Annotated in this window: 20 protein-coding genes; 3 read left to right on the top strand and 17 right to left on the bottom strand. The window is 61.7% G+C overall.

Annotated elements, in window-relative coordinates; translation table 11 throughout:
• Positions 1-44: 44 nt before the first annotated feature.
• Positions 45-1,112 carry a uroporphyrinogen decarboxylase gene (gene hemE, locus AC0ZWN_RS22100; RefSeq protein WP_100846503.1) on the top strand — a complete coding sequence of 356 codons (1,068 nt, stop codon included), beginning with the start codon at positions 45-47 and terminating at the stop codon, positions 1,110-1,112.
• A gap of 178 nt (positions 1,113-1,290) precedes the next feature.
• On the opposite strand, the gene AC0ZWN_RS22095 is transcribed toward hemE, so the two are convergent.
• On the bottom strand, positions 1,291-2,565 hold the full coding sequence (locus AC0ZWN_RS22095; RefSeq protein WP_476336499.1) for an MFS transporter: 1,275 nt from the start codon (positions 2,563-2,565) through the stop codon (positions 1,291-1,293).
• Between the two features lie 118 nt (positions 2,566-2,683).
• Between AC0ZWN_RS22095 and AC0ZWN_RS22090 the strand changes: the two genes are divergently transcribed.
• Positions 2,684-3,580 (top strand): LysR family transcriptional regulator, encoded by an 897-nt coding sequence (locus AC0ZWN_RS22090; protein WP_034152950.1) that lies wholly within the window; start codon positions 2,684-2,686, stop codon positions 3,578-3,580.
• A gap of 86 nt (positions 3,581-3,666) precedes the next feature.
• On the opposite strand, the gene AC0ZWN_RS22085 is transcribed toward AC0ZWN_RS22090, so the two are convergent.
• Complete coding sequence (locus tag AC0ZWN_RS22085; RefSeq protein ID WP_095120715.1) at positions 3,667-4,104, bottom strand: excinuclease; 438 nt, start codon at positions 4,102-4,104, stop codon at positions 3,667-3,669.
• A gap of 295 nt (positions 4,105-4,399) precedes the next feature.
• Here AC0ZWN_RS22085 and AC0ZWN_RS22080 point away from each other — a divergent pair, with 295 nt between their 5' ends.
• A complete protein-coding gene (locus tag AC0ZWN_RS22080) occupies positions 4,400-4,603 on the top strand; it encodes a helix-turn-helix domain-containing transcriptional regulator (RefSeq protein ID WP_093430087.1) in 204 nt (67 codons plus the stop codon).
• Between the two features lie 110 nt (positions 4,604-4,713).
• On the opposite strand, the gene AC0ZWN_RS22075 is transcribed toward AC0ZWN_RS22080, so the two are convergent.
• Genes AC0ZWN_RS22075 through AC0ZWN_RS22005 form a run of 15 tightly spaced genes read right to left on the bottom strand, consistent with a single transcriptional unit; the run spans position 4,714 to position 19,399 of the window.
• Positions 4,714-5,517 carry a hypothetical protein gene (locus AC0ZWN_RS22075; protein ID WP_476336496.1) on the bottom strand — a complete coding sequence of 268 codons (804 nt, stop codon included), beginning with the start codon at positions 5,515-5,517 and terminating at the stop codon, positions 4,714-4,716.
• A gap of 25 nt (positions 5,518-5,542) precedes the next feature.
• The gene (locus AC0ZWN_RS22070) at positions 5,543-6,769 is read right to left on the bottom strand and encodes a beta-ketoacyl-ACP synthase (RefSeq protein ID WP_476336495.1); all 1,227 of its coding nucleotides are present in this window, start codon (positions 6,767-6,769) and stop codon (positions 5,543-5,545) included.
• On the bottom strand, positions 6,769-7,497 hold the full coding sequence (fabG, locus tag AC0ZWN_RS22065; RefSeq protein WP_476336493.1) for a 3-oxoacyl-ACP reductase FabG: 729 nt from the start codon (positions 7,495-7,497) through the stop codon (positions 6,769-6,771). The genes AC0ZWN_RS22070 and fabG overlap by 1 nt, the downstream gene beginning before the upstream one ends.
• A complete protein-coding gene (locus AC0ZWN_RS22060; RefSeq protein ID WP_476336492.1) occupies positions 7,490-7,954 on the bottom strand; it encodes a hotdog family protein in 465 nt (154 codons plus the stop codon). Before AC0ZWN_RS22060 ends, fabG begins: the two co-directional genes overlap by 8 nt.
• The gene (locus tag AC0ZWN_RS22055) at positions 7,951-9,147 is read right to left on the bottom strand and encodes a beta-ketoacyl-[acyl-carrier-protein] synthase family protein (protein ID WP_476336490.1); all 1,197 of its coding nucleotides are present in this window, start codon (positions 9,145-9,147) and stop codon (positions 7,951-7,953) included. The genes AC0ZWN_RS22060 and AC0ZWN_RS22055 overlap by 4 nt, the downstream gene beginning before the upstream one ends.
• Positions 9,144-9,740: a hypothetical protein gene (locus AC0ZWN_RS22050; RefSeq protein WP_476336489.1), complete on the bottom strand. Its 597-nt coding sequence runs from the start codon at positions 9,738-9,740 to the stop codon at positions 9,144-9,146. The genes AC0ZWN_RS22055 and AC0ZWN_RS22050 overlap by 4 nt, the downstream gene beginning before the upstream one ends.
• Positions 9,740-10,465 carry a class I SAM-dependent methyltransferase gene (locus AC0ZWN_RS22045; RefSeq protein ID WP_476336488.1) on the bottom strand — a complete coding sequence of 242 codons (726 nt, stop codon included), beginning with the start codon at positions 10,463-10,465 and terminating at the stop codon, positions 9,740-9,742. The genes AC0ZWN_RS22050 and AC0ZWN_RS22045 overlap by 1 nt, the downstream gene beginning before the upstream one ends.
• Positions 10,462-11,709, bottom strand: a complete 1,248-nt coding sequence (locus AC0ZWN_RS22040) for an NAD(P)/FAD-dependent oxidoreductase (RefSeq protein ID WP_476336486.1) — start codon at positions 11,707-11,709, stop codon at positions 10,462-10,464. The genes AC0ZWN_RS22045 and AC0ZWN_RS22040 overlap by 4 nt, the downstream gene beginning before the upstream one ends.
• A complete protein-coding gene (locus tag AC0ZWN_RS22035; RefSeq protein ID WP_476336485.1) occupies positions 11,696-12,859 on the bottom strand; it encodes a cation:proton antiporter in 1,164 nt (387 codons plus the stop codon). The genes AC0ZWN_RS22040 and AC0ZWN_RS22035 overlap by 14 nt, the downstream gene beginning before the upstream one ends.
• Positions 12,856-15,195 (bottom strand): MMPL family transporter, encoded by a 2,340-nt coding sequence (locus tag AC0ZWN_RS22030; protein ID WP_476336483.1) that lies wholly within the window; start codon positions 15,193-15,195, stop codon positions 12,856-12,858. Before AC0ZWN_RS22030 ends, AC0ZWN_RS22035 begins: the two co-directional genes overlap by 4 nt.
• Positions 15,179-15,781, bottom strand: coding sequence for an outer membrane lipoprotein carrier protein LolA (locus tag AC0ZWN_RS22025; RefSeq protein ID WP_476336482.1), 603 nt, complete (start codon positions 15,779-15,781; stop codon positions 15,179-15,181). Before AC0ZWN_RS22025 ends, AC0ZWN_RS22030 begins: the two co-directional genes overlap by 17 nt.
• Positions 15,778-16,203 (bottom strand): acyl-CoA thioesterase, encoded by a 426-nt coding sequence (locus tag AC0ZWN_RS22020; RefSeq protein WP_476336481.1) that lies wholly within the window; start codon positions 16,201-16,203, stop codon positions 15,778-15,780. The genes AC0ZWN_RS22025 and AC0ZWN_RS22020 overlap by 4 nt, the downstream gene beginning before the upstream one ends.
• A complete protein-coding gene (locus AC0ZWN_RS22015) occupies positions 16,196-17,740 on the bottom strand; it encodes an HAL/PAL/TAL family ammonia-lyase (RefSeq protein ID WP_095125314.1) in 1,545 nt (514 codons plus the stop codon). The genes AC0ZWN_RS22020 and AC0ZWN_RS22015 overlap by 8 nt, the downstream gene beginning before the upstream one ends.
• Entirely contained in the window at positions 17,721-18,668 is a 948-nt protein-coding gene (locus AC0ZWN_RS22010; protein WP_095125315.1) for an LpxL/LpxP family acyltransferase, read from the bottom strand. Before AC0ZWN_RS22010 ends, AC0ZWN_RS22015 begins: the two co-directional genes overlap by 20 nt.
• Positions 18,665-19,399, bottom strand: a complete 735-nt coding sequence (locus tag AC0ZWN_RS22005) for a glycosyltransferase family 2 protein (RefSeq protein WP_476336480.1) — start codon at positions 19,397-19,399, stop codon at positions 18,665-18,667. The genes AC0ZWN_RS22010 and AC0ZWN_RS22005 overlap by 4 nt, the downstream gene beginning before the upstream one ends.
• Between the last annotated feature and the right edge of the window lie 36 nt (positions 19,400-19,435).

Raw genomic sequence — 19,435 nt, 5'->3', positions numbered from 1 at the left:
TCGCGCTCTGAGAAAATGCCCGCACTTTTTTTCCGGATGCCGACATGACTGCCCTGAAGAACGACCGTTTCCTCCGCGCCCTGCTCAAGCAACCCGTTGACGTCACCCCGGTGTGGATGATGCGCCAGGCCGGCCGCTACCTGCCGGAATACCGCGCCAGCCGTGCCCACGCCGGTGATTTCATGAGCCTGTGCATGAATCCGGAATTCGCCTGCGAAGTCACGATGCAACCGCTCGACCGCTATCCACAACTGGACGCGGCGATCCTGTTTTCCGACATCCTCACCATCCCCGACGCGATGGGCCAAGGCCTGTACTTCGAGACCGGTGAAGGTCCGCGCTTCAAGAAAGTCGTCAGCACCCTCGCTGACATCGAAGCCTTGCCAATCCCTGATCCGCACAAAGACCTCGGCTATGTGATGGACGCAGTCAGCACCATCCGTCGCGAACTGAACGGTCGTGTGCCGCTGATCGGTTTCTCCGGCAGCCCGTGGACCCTGGCGACCTACATGGTTGAAGGCGGCTCGTCGAAAGACTTCCGCAAGACCAAAGCCATGCTCTACGACAACCCGCAGGCCATGCACCTGCTGCTGGATAAACTGGCGCAGTCGGTGACCTCGTACCTCAACGGCCAGATCATGGCTGGCGCGCAAGCGGTGCAGATCTTCGACACCTGGGGCGGCAACCTGTCGGCGGCGGCGTATCAGGAGTTCTCGCTGGCCTACATGAAGAAAATCGTCAGCGGCCTGATCCGCGAACACGACGGTCGCAAAGTGCCGGTGATCCTCTTCACCAAAAACGGCGGCCTGTGGCTGGAAAGCATCGCCGAGGCGGGTGCCGACGCATTGGGCCTGGACTGGACCTGCGACATCGGCAACGCCCGCGCCCGCGTTGGCGACAAGGTTGCACTGCAAGGCAACATGGACCCAACCGTGCTCTACGCCAAACCGGAAGCGATCCGTACTGAAGTCGGGCGCATTCTGGCCAGCTATGGCAAGGGCAGCGGGCACGTGTTCAACCTGGGTCACGGCATCACGCCTGAGGTTGATCCGGAACATGCCGGTGCGTTCCTGCGGGCGGTGCATGAATTGTCGGCGCAGTATCACGAGTGATCGCCACACCATAAAAAACGCCCGGCTAAATGCCGGGCGTTTTTGTTTCCACGATTCAACGTCGTACGCAGATCAATTGTAGGAGTGAGCCTGCTCGCGATAGCGGTGAGCCAGTCGCCCAATATGTTGGCTGACACACCGCTATCGCGAGCAGGCTCACTCCTACATGGGTTGCGCTTCAGGCTTTGACACCGCTGAGTGGCGGCAATTTCGCCAGTTTCAACGCCACCAACAGCGCGATCAGCAACAGCGCACCAATAAACAAACCAATCCCGTTCCAGCCTCCGAGATGCCAGAACACCCCGCCTGCCGTGCCGGCAATGCTCGACCCGGCGTAATAGCTGAACAGATACAGCGACGACGCCTGTCCCTTGGCCTTGGTCGCGCGACGGCCGATCCAGCTGCTCGCCACCGAATGCGCGCCAAAGAAGCCAAAGGTGAAAATCAACATGCCGACAATCACCAGCAACAGCGGCGTAAACATCGTCAAGGCAAGGCCGGCAAACATCAGCGCAATGGTCGCCCACAACACTTTGCGCCGTCCCAGTTTGTCGGCGAGCGAACCGATCTTCGCCGAACTGTAGATCCCCGACAGGTACACCACCGACAGCAAGCCCACGAACACCTGATCAAGGTTGTACGGCGCAGCCAGCAAGCGATAACCGATGTAGTTGAACAGCGTGACAAACGCGCCCATCAACACGAACGCTTCAAGAAACAGCAGCGGCAGACCGGCATCGCGAAAGTGCATGGTGAAGCCGTCGAGCAGACTGCGCGGGTGCAGCGAGCGTGAACGGAAGTTGCGCGACTCGGGAAGGATCTTCCAGAACACCGCTGCGGCAATCATCGCCAGACCGCCGATCACTAGCATTGCCGTATGCCAGCTGACAAAGTCGATCAGTACTCCGGTGATCAAGCGCCCGCTCATCCCGCCAATGGCGTTGCCACCGATGTACAAACCCATCGCCAGACCGATGTGTTGCGGATGGATCTCTTCACTCAGATAGGTCATTGCCACCGCTGCCAGCCCACTCAACGACAGCCCGATCAGCGCGCGCATGATCAGCACGCCTTCCCAACTCGGCATCATCGCACTGGCCATGGTGCACAGCGCTGCTGCGAACAGAGCGGTCACCATCACCGGTTTGCGCCCGACCCGATCGGAAATCGGCCCGGTGATCAGCAGGCCGATGGCGAGCATGCCGGTGGCCACCGAGAGGATCAGGCTGCTCTGCGCGGCGTTGATTCCGTACTCGTGGGACAGCAGCGGCATCATCGGCTGCACGCAGTAGAGCAGGGCAAACGTCGCGAATCCGCCGCTGAACAGCGCCAGCACCGTGCGCATGAACATCGGCGTGCCTTTTTCGATGTAGATCTCTTGCAGCTCGGCGACGACATCGTCCGCCGCAGCAGGCGGGACTTCATGGGCTAGGGGCGCGACAGCAATTTTCACTTCAGACCTCGGAGGGCACGGCCAGGCAGGCAATGAAAAAATCATATAGCTGGCTAATGTTTCTATCCAATATATTGTTCGACCTGTTTGATAGCTTTAACGACCTAATGGGGTTTCCATGGAATTGCGTCATCTGCGCTACTTCATCGCCGTCGCCGAAGAGCTGCATTTTGGCCGCGCCGCACAAGTGCTGGGGATTTCTCAGCCGCCGCTGAGCCAGCAGATTCAGGCGCTGGAGCAAGAGGTTGGCGCGCGACTGTTCGAACGGACTAATCGTCGGGTCGAGCTGAGTGAGGCGGGGCGATTGTTTCTGGAGGAGGCGCGGTTGGTGCTGGCGCAGGTTGATAAAGCGGCGGATGTTGCCCGACGTGCGCAACTCGGTGAATTGGGCGAGTTGAAGATTGGCTTCACCTCGTCGGCACCGTTCAACTCGACCATTCCCCAGGCGATTTTTTCCTTTCGCCAGCGTTTTCCGGCGGTGCACCTCAATCTGCGGGAGATGAGCAGCACGCAAGTCGCCGAGGGTTTGGTGGATGAGTCGATAGAGGTTGGCATCATGCGCCCGCTGGGTTTGCCGGATTCGCTCAGCGTGGTCGAGTTGATGCGCGAGCCGTTGGTTGCGGTGCTCGGTTCCAAGCATCCACTGGCCCAGGGATCGGAGGAGGGCTTGTTCCTCTCGGCGCTGGCGCTGGAGCCGTTCGTGTTTTTTCCGCGCAGTTACGGCAGCGGGCTGTATGCGCAATTGCTGAGCCTGGCGCGCGATGCCGGGTTCAGCCCGCACTTCGCCCAAGAGGCGGGGGAGGCGATGACCATCATCGGTCTGGTCGCCGCGGGGTTGGGGGTTTCGGTGCTGCCGGCGTCCTATCAGCGGATGCGCATCGACGGCGTGGTCTACCGCCCGTTGCTCGATCCGGAAGCGGTGTCTGCGGTGTGGCTGGTGCAGCGCAAAGATCAGAAATCGCCGATGGCCAAGGCGTTTGTCGACCTGCTCACACGCAAGGTCGAGTCCGCTTAAAAGATCGCAGCCTTCGGCAACTCCTACAGGGAAACGCGAATTCCATTGTAGGAGCTGCCGAAGGCTGCGATCTTTTGATCTTGCCGTTAGGGCAACCGCACCAAATCCCCCTTCAACGCCACCCGCGTGACAAAAATCCCCGCCCGACACTCGTACGTATTCAAATCCTTGCGCACATGCTGGTCGTAGTAACTGACGATATTGACCACCGCATTCGCCCCGACCCGTTTGGCATCGGCCTGCAGCTTGATCAGATTCGACTGCAACACCCACTCGCAGGAGTTGTGGTCGCTCTTGTTGAACCCGTTGGTCTTCAAATCACTGACCACCCCCCGGCGCAGTAACTGCTGAGTGCCCTGCGGCCCATTGCCGAGCAGATAGAACTTCACACTGCCATCCAGCCGTCCGGCGCGAATCGCGTCCGACAGCACGGTTTCGAAGGGCATGTACATCAGGTTGGTGGCGTGGCTGGCGCTGGGCAGTAGTGCGAAAAGCGCAGCGGCGATCAGGGCTTTCACTTGCATAGTCATCTCCTTGACGGTGAAAGAGAACCGCGAGTGCAGGGCTGATAGGCTCGCCGTTCCATCAGGCGCGGTGCGACGGCCTGTCCGGACGAGTGTAGAGCTGAAATGAGCAGGGCGCCGAATGGTGCCCTTGTGGCGAGAAAATTTATCTTCGCTTGATCGCGGATTTGAGGTGATTGCGATCTGGACTACACAAGGTCAGTGCATTCCCTACGAAAACTTCAGAAGTGAGTGCCTTGTGTGAATAACCTAAGGACGTTAATTTTCTTAACGCCAGAAATCATCAAGAAAAAACATGATCGAAAAATTCACGAACTGGGACTCAATCGATTATTTGAAAACTGAAGAGGACTTGGTGACCTATCTTGAGATTTGCCTGGATGAAGCAGGGGGAGATCTTCGGTTCATCGCCAAAGTGCATGGGACGATTGCCCGTGCCCGCCTCAGGATGTTGGGCAACGCCCCAAAATGTTCCCGCAAGGGGCTTGTGAGACTCTGAGGATCCTGGGTGACCAGCCATCGCAGAGCCAGACAGGTAATCGGCGATGACAAGCCAACCTGTTTGTGAAAGGGCGCCGAATGGCGCCCTTTGTCGTTTCTGCAATCCCATCAATCCACGTGCGCCAGATCTCCGCGCAACGCCACGCTCGACACCACCAGCCCGGCACGGCACTGGAATTTTTCGGTGTCTTTGTACAGGTCGCGCTGGTCGACGCTGGCGATGTTGATCACCGCGTTGGCGTCGGCTTTTTTTGCGGCGTTCTGCAGAGTCGCCAAGGCCGACTGCAGGGCCCAGAAGCAGGCGTCTTCGTCGGATTTGTTCGAGCCGTTGGTTTTGCGGCTGCTGCTCACGGTGTCGAGTTTGCGCACTTGCTTGGGCAGGGTTTCGCCAGCCAGGTAGAACTTCACGCTGCCGTCGAGCAGGCCGGCGTCGGTGGCGCGTTTGACGCCTTCGCGGAAGCTCAGGTAAGTCGGCTCGTCAGCGCCTTGTTTGACGATGCCCAGGTCGTTGACGAACTCGATGTCCGGGTTGATCGACAGCTCTTTGAGCACGTTGTCGCGCAGGCGGTTGACCCAGCGGTTGTAGTTGCCGTGGATCTTGCCGTCCTTGGCATCGAGGCCGTAGCTGCTGCGGTAGTCGATTTCGAACGAAGTCGGGGTGAACGGAATATCGACTTCGGCGTGATGGCGACCGCGTACGGTGATCGCCGCTTTGATCATGCCCGGACGTACCGATTGCACGACCCACTGGCGATCGTTCAGCGCAGTGACGATGGCGCGGCTCATCTGTTGCTGGGTGAAACCTAGGTTGGGCGAGAACTCTTCCTTGGCGTTGTAAACCGGTTTGCTGGTGCAACCGCCGAGCACAAGAGCCAGTGCCAACAGAGCGGCGATGCGGTGAAACTGAGTCATTCCCTTCACTCCAAAGGTGTTGCGGTCAGTGCCAGCGGCGGAAAATCAACGAGGTGTTGACGCCACCAAAAGCGAAATTGTTGTTCATCACGTAGTCGTGATGCATCTGGCGGAATTCGCCGCGCAGGTAATCGAGCTTGCCGCAGTGCGGATCGACCTCGTCGAGGTTGAACGTGTGCACGTACAGGTCGCGGTTCATCATCTCGATGCTGAACCACGACTCCAGCGCACCGCAGGCGCCGAGGGTGTGGCCGAGGAAACTCTTCTGCGAACTGATCGGCATGCGTTCACCGAACAAACTGCTGGTTGCCAGTGTTTCGGCAATGTCGCCCTGTTCTGTAGCGGTGCCGTGGCCATTTACATAACCGATGGCCTCCGGCGTCAGGCCGGCGTCTTCCAGCGCCAGTTCCATGGCACGGCGCATGGTCACTCGTTCCGGGCGTGTGGTGTGCTGGCCGTCGGCGTTACTGCCGAAACCGACGATCTCGGCGTGGATATGCGCACCGCGCGCCAGAGCATGCTCCAGCTCTTCAAGCACCAGCATGCCGCCGCCTTCACCGATCACCAGGCCATCGCGGCCCTTGTCGTACGGGCGTGGACTGGTCTGCGGCGCATCGTTTTTCAGGCTGGTGGCGTAGAGCGCGTCGAAGACCATGGCTTCGGTCGGGCACAGTTCTTCGGCGCCGCCGGCGAGCATCAACGGCAGGCGGCCGAACTTGATCGCCTCGTAGGCGTAACCGATGCCTTGGCTGCCGCTGGTGCAGGCGCTGGACGTCGGGATCAGCCGCCCGGTGAGACCAAAGAAGATGCTGATGTTGGCGGCGGTGGTGTGCGGCATCATCCGCACGTAGGAGTTGGCGTTGAGGCCTTCGGCGACAGAGTTGAGCAGCATGTTGCCGAACGCTTTGATCTCGTCGGTGCTGCCGGTGGACGAACCACAGGCGACGCCCATGCGCCCATCCTTGATCGATTCATCGCCGAGCAGACCGGCGTCAGCCAGGGCTTTTTCTGCTGCGCCGACCGCCAGTCGCGACACCCGGCCCATGCTGCGCAATTGCTTGCGCGTCCAGTGCGCAGGCACTGCAAAGTCATCGATCGGCCCGGCCAGGCGTGTGTTGAGTTCGCTGAAACGATCCCACTCGTCCATCCGGCGGATGCCGCTGCGGTTAGCCGCGAAGTTGCCGGCGATGGTCTCCCAGTCGCTGCCCAGCGAGGTGATGCCGGCCATGCCGGTGACGACGACGCGCTTCATCAGCACAAGCCTCCGTTGACCGCCAGCACCTGGCGGGTGATGTACGAGGCTTCCGCCGACATCAGGAAATTCACCGCACTGGCGACCTCTTCCGGGGTGCCCATGCGTTGCGCGGGGATCATCTTCATCAACTCTTCCACCGGCACGTTTTCATCCAGCATCGCCGTGTCGATCAGGCCCGGTGCGACGCAGTTAACGGTGATTTTGCGCTTGCCCAGCTCGATCGCCAACGCCTTTGCCGCGCCAATCACGCCGGCCTTGGAGGCGCTGTAGTTGACCTGGCCACGGTTGCCGATCAGCCCCGACACCGAGGTGATGCAGACAATGCGACCAGCGGCACGGCGGCGGATCATCGGCATCATCACCGGGTGCAGGACGTTGTAGAAACCGTCGAGGTTAGTGCGCAACACCACGTCCCAATCGTCGTCACTCAGAGCTGGAAATGCGCCATCGCGGGTCAGCCCGGCATTCAACACCACGCCGTAATAGGCGCCGTGGCTTTCGACGTCGGCTTCCAGAATGGTTTTGCAGGTTTCGCGATCGGCAACGTCGAATTGCAGGGTGCGCGCCTTGCGCCCCAGTGCTTCGATTTCTGCCTGAACGCCTTGCGCTTCGGCTACGCCGCTGCGGCAGTGCAGGACGATGTCGTACCCGGCCTTTGCGAGGCGCAAGGCAATGGCGCGGCCGATGCCACGGCTGGAGCCGGTGACCAGTACGGATTCAGTCATGGTTCGACTCCTGTGTCTGTTGCAGATATTGATTGACCTGAGGCGGACGGAACACGTTCAGGCGTGCGCTGGCGTGAATGCCGGCGCCGTTGATATGGCATTCGAAGACGCCCATGCCGTTGTCATCTTCCAGCGAACGCAGACCATGGATGGTCAGTTCGCTGCCGGCGGGAAACGCTTCGACGTTGCACTCGAACTTGCGCGTACCGAGCAGAAAGCCCAGCTCCACCGGATTGCCTTTCTGCCGCGCGTGGCAACCGGCAAATGCGGCGACGCTCTGCGCCATCAGTTCGATGCCGACCCAGGCCGGCAGGCTGCCGTCGGGCAGGTTGAACAGGCCATCAGGCTGGACCGTCAGACGGGTGTAGATCTGCTCCTCGTCAAAGCTTGAGATGCTGTCGATCAGAATCATGTCGCCCGCATGGGGCAGCAGTTCGGCGAGCGGCCAGGGGATCATGGGGCGTCTCCGATAATCAGGCTGACGTTGTTGCCGCCGAAGGCAAACGAGTTGCTCATCAGGTAGCGGGGTGCAATGGACGTCAGGCGCTCGCTCGCGGTCACCCACTTCAGCGGTGGCAGCGCAGGATCGGGCTGAGCGTCCCAGACGTGTGGCGGCAAGGCGTGGTCGGGGTTGTCGGTGCTCAGGCTCAACCAGCAAAACGCTGCTTCCAGCGCACCGGCCGCGCCAAGGGTGTGGCCGGTCATCGGTTTGGTCGACGAGCACGCGACGCCTTCGGGAAACAGCGCGGCAACCGCCAGGCTTTCCATGGCGTCGTTGTGTTGGGTGGCGGTGCCGTGCAGGTTCAGGTAGTTGATCTGCGCTGCTTGCAGATGAGCGCGGCTCAAGGCTTTCTGCATCGCTTGCAGGGCGCCGCGCCCGGTCGGTTCAGGGGCGGAAATATGATGGGCGTCGGAGCTGGCGCCGGCGCCGAGCAAGGCAATGGCCGGGCCTTTGCCCTGTTGTTTGCTCATGACAAACAGCACCGCCGCTTCGCCGATATTGATGCCGCTGCGGTTGGCCGAGAACGGATTGCAGCACTCGTCGGACATCGCTTCGAGTGACGAGAAACCGTTGAGGGTCAGTTTGCACAGGCTGTCGACGCCGCCACACAGCACCGCGTCGCACAGGCCCAGATCGAGCAAACGCTGAGCGCTCATCAGTGCCCGGGCGCTGGAGGTGCACGCCGTGGAAATCACATAGGCCGGGCCGCTCAGTTGCAGCCAGTCGGCGAGGAAATTGGCCGGGGCGCCGAGTTCCTGTTGACGATAATCGTATTCCGCCGGGAACTGCTGCTCGCGGATGTAGTGCGCCAGACCTCGGCTGGCCTCGTCGATGCCCGAAGTGCTGGTGCCGAGGACCACCCCGATGCGCTCACGGCCGAAGGTCTGGATCGCTTGATCGATGTCATCGCGAATCTGCAACGCCGCTTCCAGCAACAGCTGATTGTTGCGGCTGCGCTGATCGGCGAGTTCTGCCGGGATCGGCGCCAGTTCGCCCTGGACGGCCGCGACGGGCAACTCACGCTCCGCCACCCAGCCGGACTCGCGGCGCATGCCCGAGCAGTCGCCGGCGAACAGGTTGCGCGCGACGGCTTGTTTGTCGCGGCCCAGCGCGCAGATCACGCCGAGGGCATTCAGGTAAGCGGTCATGGCGTCGGTTCACCCAACGGAGAAACGCGGTAGTGCGGGCCTTGAGGCAGGTTCAATTCGAAGCTCAACGGTTGTGAATAACGGATATCCCAGCGCGCCGGCAGGGCGCGTTGCTGGCCCTGTTGCAGTGCAGCGGGGTAATTGCGCAGCAGCTCGCCGGACGGGGTCAGGGCGAACAACAGCGCGGCAAACAGCTCTCGGGCTTCTGGGTTCGGTGGCAGCAGCCCATCGGCCTGCCAGTGGCCGTCGATCAGTTGCTGCCGCGCTTGGGGAATGCCCAGCGGGTCCATCATCGACCAGCGGATACCCGGGCCTTCGCGCTGGATCACCAGCAGCCAGTCCTGGCGTTGTTCGGCTTGTTGGCGTTCGATGTGCAGTTGCAGAGGCAGCGGGAGTGTTGGATTGCCCGCAGGCAACGGCGCCTGGCTGGCGCAGGCGCTCAACAGAAGCATCACGCCGACCACAAAAAATCGCCACACCGCGGACACTGTGGGAGCGAGCCTGCTCGCGAAGGCGCCGGCACATTCAACAAAGAGGCTGGCTGACCCACCGCTTTCGCGAGCAGGCTCGCTCCCACAGGTTATGTGTAGCATCAACGATCACCTTCAAGCGGTTTACGCGCGACAACGTTGACCAACGTCTCTTCTCGCTCACCAAACGGCTTCGGCTTGCGCAACCCGAACCGTTCCAGCAAGCCAAAATCTTTCGACCGGCTCCACCACAAATACGGGTAGGAAACATTGCCTTCGCCAAATTCGAAACCCTGCCCGCGAATCATCTGCAGATACTGCGCCGCACTCTTTTGCACGTGCATCGGATGACGGAACAACCAGCGGATCACCCACGTATCAATGTAAGCCTCGGTGGATTCGGCGAACAGTAGATAGCCACCCGGTTTCAGCACTCGATAAAACTCGGCGAGGGCTTTTTCCTGCTCGACCAGATGATGGAACGTCTGATGGCAGAACAGCAGATCGACACTGGCGTCCGCCACATTGAGCGTCGCGCAATCACTGCCGATCAGCTCTACATCGAGGCCCAGACGCGTCGCTTCTTCAGCGCTCAACTCCAGGCTGTGCGGATCGGCGTCAACACCGATCAAACGCTGTGGCGCGAAGATATGGCGCAGATGACCGAACGACTTGCCCTGGCCACAACCGGCGTCCAGCAACACCGGGTTTGGCGGCAGTGCTTCACTGAACAAACCACGCAAATCATTGATCGCCACGCGCAAGACGTGGTGCTGCCAGGTGTGGCTGCGCAGGAACCAGAAACCGAAGCGGGTTTCCTCGACGTAGCTGTCGCTCAAGTAGTTCATGTGGCGTCCTTTGCACAGAGTTCGGAAATCATCTTCAAGCGGCGGCGGGCTTCGCTGACGAACGGGTTGCGTTCATCCCAGGCGTAGCCGGCGAGGATCGAACAGATCATCCGACGGATTTCCGCCTGGCTGTCTTCGTAAAAAATCACGTCCTGAAAGGTGCCGGCGTACCAGCCCTCGACGTAGCAGCGGAAGGTGTCGACGCCGCGCTTGAGCGGCTCGGCGAATTCGCTTTGCCAGTCGACGGTTTCGCCCTGCAACTGACGGTGCAAAACCGCTGCCGCCATGCTCGCCGAGCGCATGGCGATGGTCACGCCGGAGGAGAACACCGGGTCGAGAAATTCTGCCGCGTTGCCGAGCAAGGCGAAGCCCGGCCCGTGCAGGGATTTCACATTGGCGGCGTAACCGCCGAGCGTGCGTGCGGGGGTGTCCCACACAGCATTGTTCAGAACGCCGGCAAGGCTCGGGGTTTCGGCGATGAAGCTGCGCAGACAGGCATCCAGATCGTTGTCGCGACCCTTGAAATGTTCCTCGGCGGCGACCACGCCCACCGAACAGCGTCCATTACTGAACGGGATCGTCCAGAACCAGACATCGCGATGCTCTGGATGGGTGGTGACGAGGATTTTTTCGCGGTCGAACGCCGGGTTGTCGATGTGATCTTCGACGTGGGTGAACACCGCTTGGCGCACCGGGAAGTTCGACGGCGCTTCCAGATCCAGCAGCCGCGACAACACGCGGCCGTAGCCGCTGGCATCAAGGACGAAATCCGCTTCGACGCGATAGTCGCTGCCGTCCTCGCGACGTACATTCAGCTGCGGTTTCGTCCGCTCGAAATCGACGCTGACGATGGCATCGCCGTAGCGGATTTCCGCGCCTTGCAGCGCCGCTTGATCGGCCAGCAGTTTGTCGAAATCGGCGCGTTGCACCTGAAACGTGGTCGGTTTGCCGCCGGTAAAGGTGTCACCGAAATCGAAGGCGCTGTAACGCTCGCCCCAGGCGAATGCGGCGCCGGTCTTGCGCTGGAATCCGGCGGCATTGACGGCGTCGAGCATGCCGGCTTCTTCGACGAAATCCAGGCAATGGCTGAGCAGGCTTTCACCGATCGAAAAGCGCGGAAAATGCTGGCGCTCGATCACCAGCACATCGTGGCCCTTGCGCTTGAGCAACGCCGCAGCGATGGCGCCGGAGGGACCGGCGCCGATGATCACGACCTGACGGGATTCCATTTCAACGATTGGCACGTGAGCTCCGGGGTAAAGGATGTTGCAGATTCAATGGCGCGCGATGCAGGCCGATCAGGGCCGGTAGCAGCGTCGCGATCAGGCCCATCAGCATCAGCGCGAAGTACAGCGCCGGGGTGATGAGCTGTTGTTGCAACAACAAATTGAGAAAGACGATTTCGCTCAGGCCGCGAATATTCAGCAGCACACTTTCGCGCCAGCGGCTGGCGCCTTCGAACGAGGCGCCGGCCCAGCCGAGGCCGAGCCAGTTGCCGAGCAGTTTACTGGCAATCGGCAACAGCAACAGCGCCGCCCATTGCAGCGGACCAAGGCTTGCGAGGGCACTGTGCACGTCGATCTGGACGATGCCGAACGTCAGGATCAGCGGGATCGCCAGCCACGTCTGCAAACGGCTCATCCAGCGCGCCGGTAATGGCAGCACCAGCGGCACTTTCAGCGCGGCCATGCATAGCAGGTAGCCGATGCCGAAGATCAGCGCGTTGAGTTTGTAGTGCTCGGCCATTACCAACAGCGCAAAGAAACCGAGGCTGTAGGTCAGCGGTCGACGCGCACGCAACAGATGCAACAGCAACGGCACCAGGGCGAGAGCCAGCGGCAGCAGCAGACTGCTCAGATGCAGACTGCCCTGGGCGAGGCCGAACAGCGTCCAGCAGGTCAGATCGATGAGGATCGCGGTCTGCACCAACCGGCGAGTGGCGGCGGGCGGATAATCGATGTGGCGCAGATACAGGTACAGCACCGGGATCGCGGTAATCGCGAACACCAGGCCGATGACCAGCGAGTTGAGCCACGGTTGCGCCGGCAGCAGCCAATAGGCAGCGGCCAGGCCACAGGCAAACGGCACGAGGAAACTCGGCACGGCGATTTTCACGCTCTGGCGATCGAGTTTCAGATCGATCACATCACTGAGGATATGCCCGAGCAGCAGGGCAAAACTCAGGCTGTAGAGGTTTTTCAGCCAGTCAGGCGCAATCAGTTGCGCGCCACTGAGCTGCCAGCCCGGCTCGATCCAGAAGTACATCAGCAGCGGCAAGCCGAAGCTCGCCAGCAGCAATTGGCTGACGATCGGGATCAGGCCGAAGTGGCGCCCGATGCGCGTGGCCACGGCGAACAACGCCAGGACCAGCAGCCAGAAACCGAAGACCATCATGCCGCTGGCTCCGCGACGGCTGCCGTGTGTTCGTGGCGCCCGGCCCACGGTGCGAGCAGGAAACTGAACGCCAGACCGAGGCTCACCGACAGCCCGAAGTTGCTCACCGCCGGGGTGCTGGAAACCGCCAGCAAACCGAACGACAACCATGTCGTCACAGCGGCCAGCAAGGTACCGAGCAGGCTCACCGCCGCACCGCCGACCTGTTCGCGCATGAGAATCGCGTAGTCGACGCTGATCGCTGTGACCAGCAGCAGGCCGAACAGGCTGAACAGGGTCAGCGGCTGACCGAGCCAGCCGAGGCTGGCGAGGCTGCACAACGCGGCGAGCAACGGCAGGGCAACGATGCGCAGCGCCCCGCCGAGACCGAACGGCAGCATCAGCACCAGCACGATCAACGCACAAGAAGCGAGTTTCAGTTCAGCGGCGCTGATCTGCGTCGCGGCGAATACCTCGTTCAACTCACCGAGGCGATCGACCAGCGTCACCCCCGGCAAATCCAGCGCCTGCACGCGCAACAATGCCGGGTTGTTCAGGCCTTGCAGGCTGGTCATTGCCGCTACGCCGTCTTCGCTGGGGCCGAGCCAGAGCGTGCGATAAGGCTCACCGAGCGGGCCGGCCAGTGCCGCGTCGATGTCTTCGGCGGGCACGGCCTGCAATTGCTGTAGTTCGGTTTGCAGCGCGGCGAGCGGTACGCCGAGGTCGAGCAGTGGCTGCCAGTATTGCGGCAGTTTGTTCAGCGCCTGACGTACCTGTTCTTGCTGGTTCGGTGGGCTGAGCAGTCGATCGAGGGCCAGATAGCCTTGCAGCTTGTCGAGGTTGACCAGTTGCTGCAGACGCTCGCTCAGCGCGGCCTGCCGCTCGAGCAATTGCTGCTGATTGTCGGCGCGCACGAGGAAAAACTGGCTGGTCGGCTGATAGCCGGTGATGCGCGCGATGGTCTGCGCTTCTTCAGTCAGATGTTGCGGTGCGCCGACCCATTGGCGAATGTCATTTTTGCTTTGCAGCTGTACCAGACCACCCACACAGAAGGCGATCAGCAGCGCCAGCAACACCGGCGTGCGCACGTGCTCGAGCAGTTTTTCACGCAGCGCAACCATGCGCTCGGCCAGCTGCAGCGGCCATTGCGCGGGGCGCAGTTCGACGTTTTTCAGCAACGCCGGCAACAGGCACACCGCCGACAAATAGGCACCGAGCAAGCCAGCGGCGGAGAACACCGCGATTTGCGTCAGCGCCGGGAACGGCGTCCACGCCAGTGCCAGATAACCGATGGCGCTGGTGATCAGGCTCAGGGTCAGCCCGGACAGCGTCAAACGCAACGCCGGCCAACTGCGCCAAGGCTTCAGGCTCCAGCTCTTCGACAAATAGTGCAGCGGGTAATCCACGGCCACGCCGATCAGGCTGGAGCCGAGCACCAGCGTCATCACGTGCATATGGCCGAACAGCGCCACACACGCCACCGCGCCGAACAGCATGCCGACCAGCACCGGCACGAACGCCAGCAACACGCGCCAGCGGCGGAAAGCGAGCAACAGCAGCAAGAGAATGCCGACCGTGGCACCGCCGCCGACCCAGGTCATTTCGCGCGTGGCTTGCTGCTGACCGTTGGCCGCGTAGAGCAAGCCGCTGGCGGCCAGCAATTGCACGTCGGATTTCGCCGCCTGCTCGCGGCTGGCTTGCAGCAGTGCCGCGACTTGCAGCGGCAAGTTCATATCGAAAGCATTGCCGGTGGTGCGTGCACGCAGCAGCACCCAGCTCTTGCCGTCGGCATCGGCGATCAACGCGCCGCTGCCGATGTCCAGTTGCACCGAGCCGTGCTGCGGTTGGCTGTTCTGGATGCGCCCGGTCAGGCCTAGCCAGTCGTCCTGACTCGGCACCAGACTAAAACCGCTGAACGGATCGAACAGGGCCTGCACGCGTTGTTGAATGAATGCGTCGGGGTGTTCGATCAGCAGTTGCCGGTCGTCCTCCGAGAGCATCGCCAGTCGACCCTGCAGCAGTTGCGTGCGCAGCGCTGGCAGATCCGCCTGCAGGTTCCACTGCACTTTCTCGAACAGACCGCTGGCCTGCCATTGCTCGCCCAGCGTCTGCGCCATGGCCACCGCGTGCTGGCGATCGGCGTGGCCGACCAGCACCAGCATTTCGCGGTTGAGCGGTTCCTGCATGCGCTGCTCGGCGCGCTGTTCGAGGGCGTCGGGGTGGGTGCCGGGCACCAGTTCCATCAGGTTCGCCGACAATGGCGCACCGTCACGCCACTGCCAACCGGCCAGAGCGACGACCGCCAGCAGCAGAATCAGAAACAGCCAGGGCAGCCTGCGTTCACTCGGCAAAGTCATGTTGCTCCGCGTCGTTCAACGGTTGCCCGGCGGTGCTGTCCTGCATGCGCAGCACGGTGCTGTCGCCCTGGGTTTCCAGCAGTTCGATGGTTTGCACCAGCGCGCCGCCGTCGATATTGATCTGGTTGAACACTTGCTTGAGCAGCAGCGAGCGCGGGGTCAGCGTGAGTTTCCACTGCTGTGCATCGCCGCTCAGGGCCAGTTCGAAGTCGCGTTGCAGGCCACTGCTGTCACCTTGCAGCACGGCGAGGAACAGGCGGTTCTGCTCGGCCCCGGCGCTCTTGTTCGGCAGCAGTTGCCAGCCGTTGCCGTCACGCCGGGCGATGCCCTTGGCGGTGATGCGGTAGTCCTGTTGCAGCGGGGTCTTCAGCAGCCAGAGCAGACCGTGGTTTTTCGCCAGAACAAAACTGCCCTTGCTGATCAGCGGCTGCGGTAATGCACGCAGGTGTTTTTCCTGAATGAACTGACCGTGGATCACGTCCGGTTTCGCCAGTTGCTCGCTCAGTTGTTGCAGGTCGAAGGCGTTGGCCAGAGAGGACATCACCAGCAGCGCCAGTACACTCAAGCCTTTAACAAAAACATTCATTGCAGCATCCTTTCCACGGCATCGGTGAAGACCTTCGGTGAAGCCAACTGCATCTCGCGGCTGCTCACTTCGACGGCAACCTGCACCGAGCTGGCACGGGTGAGGCGTTCGCCGCTGTGCAGGTCGGTGATCAGGTAATTGATCTTCAGACGGTTTTCCCATTCGACCAGACTGGCGCGCACATTCAGGCGCTGACCGAACACCGCGCCACGCACGTAGCGCAGTTGCAGGTCGATGATCGGCCAGGCATAACCGGCCTCGACCATGTGCGTGTAGTTGTGGCCGATCTTGTCGAGCAGCGCGCAACGCGCCACTTCGAGGTATTTGACGTAATGGCCGTGCCAGACGACGTGCATGGTGTCGACGTCGAAAAACGGTACGAGGATTTCCGTGTCGGCGTGAAGCACTCCGGCGCTACGCATGCAGCCTCCAGTGTTGTGCGGCGATGCGTTGCAGGCACAGACGCAGTTCGCCTTCCAGGGCGCGGTCTTCGATGACCGGCGGGAAATCCTTGGCCAGTTCTGCGTGCATCGCCGCCAGGGATGGCGGCAACGGCCGGGCATCTTCGGCTTGAGCACGCAGCCACACGCCCTGGTTGGCGGCGAGCAATGTCGCGGCAGCGACCTGTTCGGTCAGCTCCAGCACGCGGATCGCATCGCGAGCAGCGATGGTGCCCATGCTGACTTTGTCCTGGTTATGGCACTCGGTGGAGCGCGAGAACACGCTGGCCGGCATGGTGTTTTTCAGCGCTTCGGCGGTCCACGCGCTGGTGCCGATCTGCACGGCTTTGAAGCCATGGTTGATCATCGCTCGATCCGCCGGAGCACCGGACAGGTTGCTCGGCAGGCCGTGGTTGTAACGCTCGTCGACCAGCAGCGCGAGCTGGCGGTCCAGCAGGTCAGCGACGTTGGCCACGAGGTTTTTCAGGCTGTCCATGGCGAACGCGATGTGGCCGCCGTAGAAGTGCCCGCCGTGCAAAACGCGCTCGGCTTCGGCGTCGATAATCGGGTTGTCGTTGGCGCTGTTCAGCTCGGTTTCGATGAACGAACGCAGCCAGTTCAGGCTGTCGGCCAACACGCCGAGCACGTGCGGTGCGCAGCGCAGCGAATAGCGATCCTGCAGGCGATGCAGCGGTGCGGTCGGCGCGTCGATCGCCAGATCCTTGCGCAGCCACGCGGCGACCTGCATTTGCCCTGGATGTGGTTTGGCGGCGAACAGACGTTCGTCGAAGTGCTCCGGGTTGCCTTGCAGCGCGACCACATTGAGCGCGGTGATGCGCGTGGCCAGTTGCAACAGATAGTCGGCACGGGCGAAAGCGAGGCAGGCGAGACCGGTCATTACGGCGGTGCCGTTCATCAGCGCCAGCGCTTCTTTCGGGCGCAGTACCAGCGGTGTCCAGCCGAGTTCACGATGCACATCGGCAGACTGGCGACGTTCGCTACGGAACATTACTTCACGTTCACCGGACAGCGTTGCAGCGACGTAGGACAGCGGCGTCAGATCACCGCTGGCGCCGACCGAGCCTTCTTCAGGGATCAGCGGCAGGATGTCGTATTCGAGGAACGCGTGCAGACGCTCCAGCAATTCCACGCGCACCCCGGAGACGCCGTGACACAACGACTGCAGACGCGCCGCCAACACCGCGCGGGTGGCTTGCGCGTCGAGCAGTTTACCCAGCCCGCAACCGTGGAAGGTGTAGAGGTGACGCGGCAGCGCCTCTACGTGATGCAGCGGCACCGCGACCACGCAGGAGTCGCCGTAACCGGTGGTTACGCCGTAGATCACGCCTTCCTTGTCCAGCAGCGAATCGAGGAACCGCGCGCCCTTGGCGATGCGCTCGCGATAGTCGGCGTCGCTCTGCAACTGCACGGGCGCCTGACGGTTGGCCAGGGCCAGCACGTCTTCGATGCGCAAAGGGCGTTCGCCGAAGGTTACCGGCTCATGGGTTGGCGTCGTCATCGGTCTTCCAGAAAGGGTAAAAGTTGAACCATTGTTGCGGCGCTTCGAGGCAATAGTGACTCAGGCGCTGCGCATAGCGGGTGGCCCACTGATGAATGACCTGCTCGCGCTCGCTGCGCTTCCACACCACGGCGTCGGCGAAGGGCTCGAGAGTCAGGCGATAGTGACCGTCCGGTTGCTTGAGGCACATCAGCAGATTGACCGGGCATTTGAGCAGGCCGGCGAGCAGCCACGGGCCTTGCGGGAACGGCGCCGGATGGCCGAGAAAGTCCACGGTTACGCTGCGCCCGCCATGCAGGGGGACGCGGTCGCCGGCAATCGCCAGCCACTCACCGCGCTCCAGGCGTTCGTGCAGTTGCAGCATGATCACCGGGTCCAGTTCGCTGACTTGAATCAGGCGCAGATTGGTCGCCCCAGCCTCACCCAGCAAACGGTTGAATTGTTCGGCGTGCTTGGTGTGCACCAGCACGTTCATGGTGACCTTTTCGCCGATCTCCGCCAATGCGCGACAGACTTCCAGATTGCCCAGGTGCGCGCCGACCAGCAGTTGTCCGCGACTGCCGCGCAGCTGATTGCGCAGCAGGGCCGGGTCGATGATTTCGATCTGTTCGATGCGCAGCTTGCCGTTCCATACGTCGAGCTTGTCGAGCATCGAATCGGCGAATGCCATGAACTGGCCGAACACCCGCCAATGCGTCGGGCGCAACACGTCGCGCTGACTCCATGCGGCCAGGCGTTGCTGGTATTGCCAAGCACTGCGCCGTGCGGTGCGGCCAAACAGGAAAAAGTACAGGACGATGCCGTACAGCAACGGACTGAGCAGGCGTCGGCCCAGGACCTTGGCGGCGAACGCGGTGAATTTCATCAGCAGGAAGCTGCCGCGCTCTTCGCGGTCAGCCCAGTGCTTTTTGTCGGCTTCGCCGGTCATGTTCGCCACCGCCGCCAGAGGATCACCGGGAAGCGCAGCAACATGCCGAGAAACAGCCGTGTGTGCATGCTGGAAATCAGTGCGTTGTCATGGAACAGACGGAAGTGCGACACACCGTCCAGCGGATAATGCACGCTGGTTTGCAGCCAGCGCATCGGCTGATTGCGCCACGACAGGCGCACGAGAATGTCCGAGTCGAAATCCATGCGCTTGCCGACTTTCGCCGAATCAATCACCGCCAGCGTCGGGGCGAGCGGATAAACGCGGAAACCACACATTGAATCGCGGATCTGCAGCGACAGCGTGTTGATCCAGACCATCACGTGGGTCAGGTAGCGCGCGTACAAACGACCTTTCGGCACGCTCTCGTCGAACAGCGGATAACCGCAGATCATCGCCTCGGGATGAGCGCGGGACTCGGCGACAAAACGCTCCACATCGTGCAAGTCGTGCTGGCCGTCGGCATCAACCTGTAGCGCATGGCTGAAGCCCAACAGCGAGGCTTCGCGCAAACCGGTCATTACCGCGCCGCCCTTGCCCTGGTTCGCGGTCAGGCGTACCAGATGCACGTTGTCGCGCTCGGCCAGTGCGTCGAGCACTCTGGCACAAGAGAGCGTGCTGGCGTCGTCCACCAGAATGCACGGCAGGCCTTGCGCGAGCAGGGCGTCGACCACGGTGCCGATCGCAGTTTCGTGGTTGTAGACCGGGATCACGGCGCAAGGGTTATGCATACGTTTTCTCCACTGGAAGACCGCGATCCCTGTAGG

The sequence above is a fragment of the Pseudomonas sp. 3B-A001-10F genome (assembly GCF_056313565.1).
The sequence above is the reverse complement of the archived record's forward strand: the minus strand, read 5'-3'. Positions and strand labels throughout refer to the sequence as shown.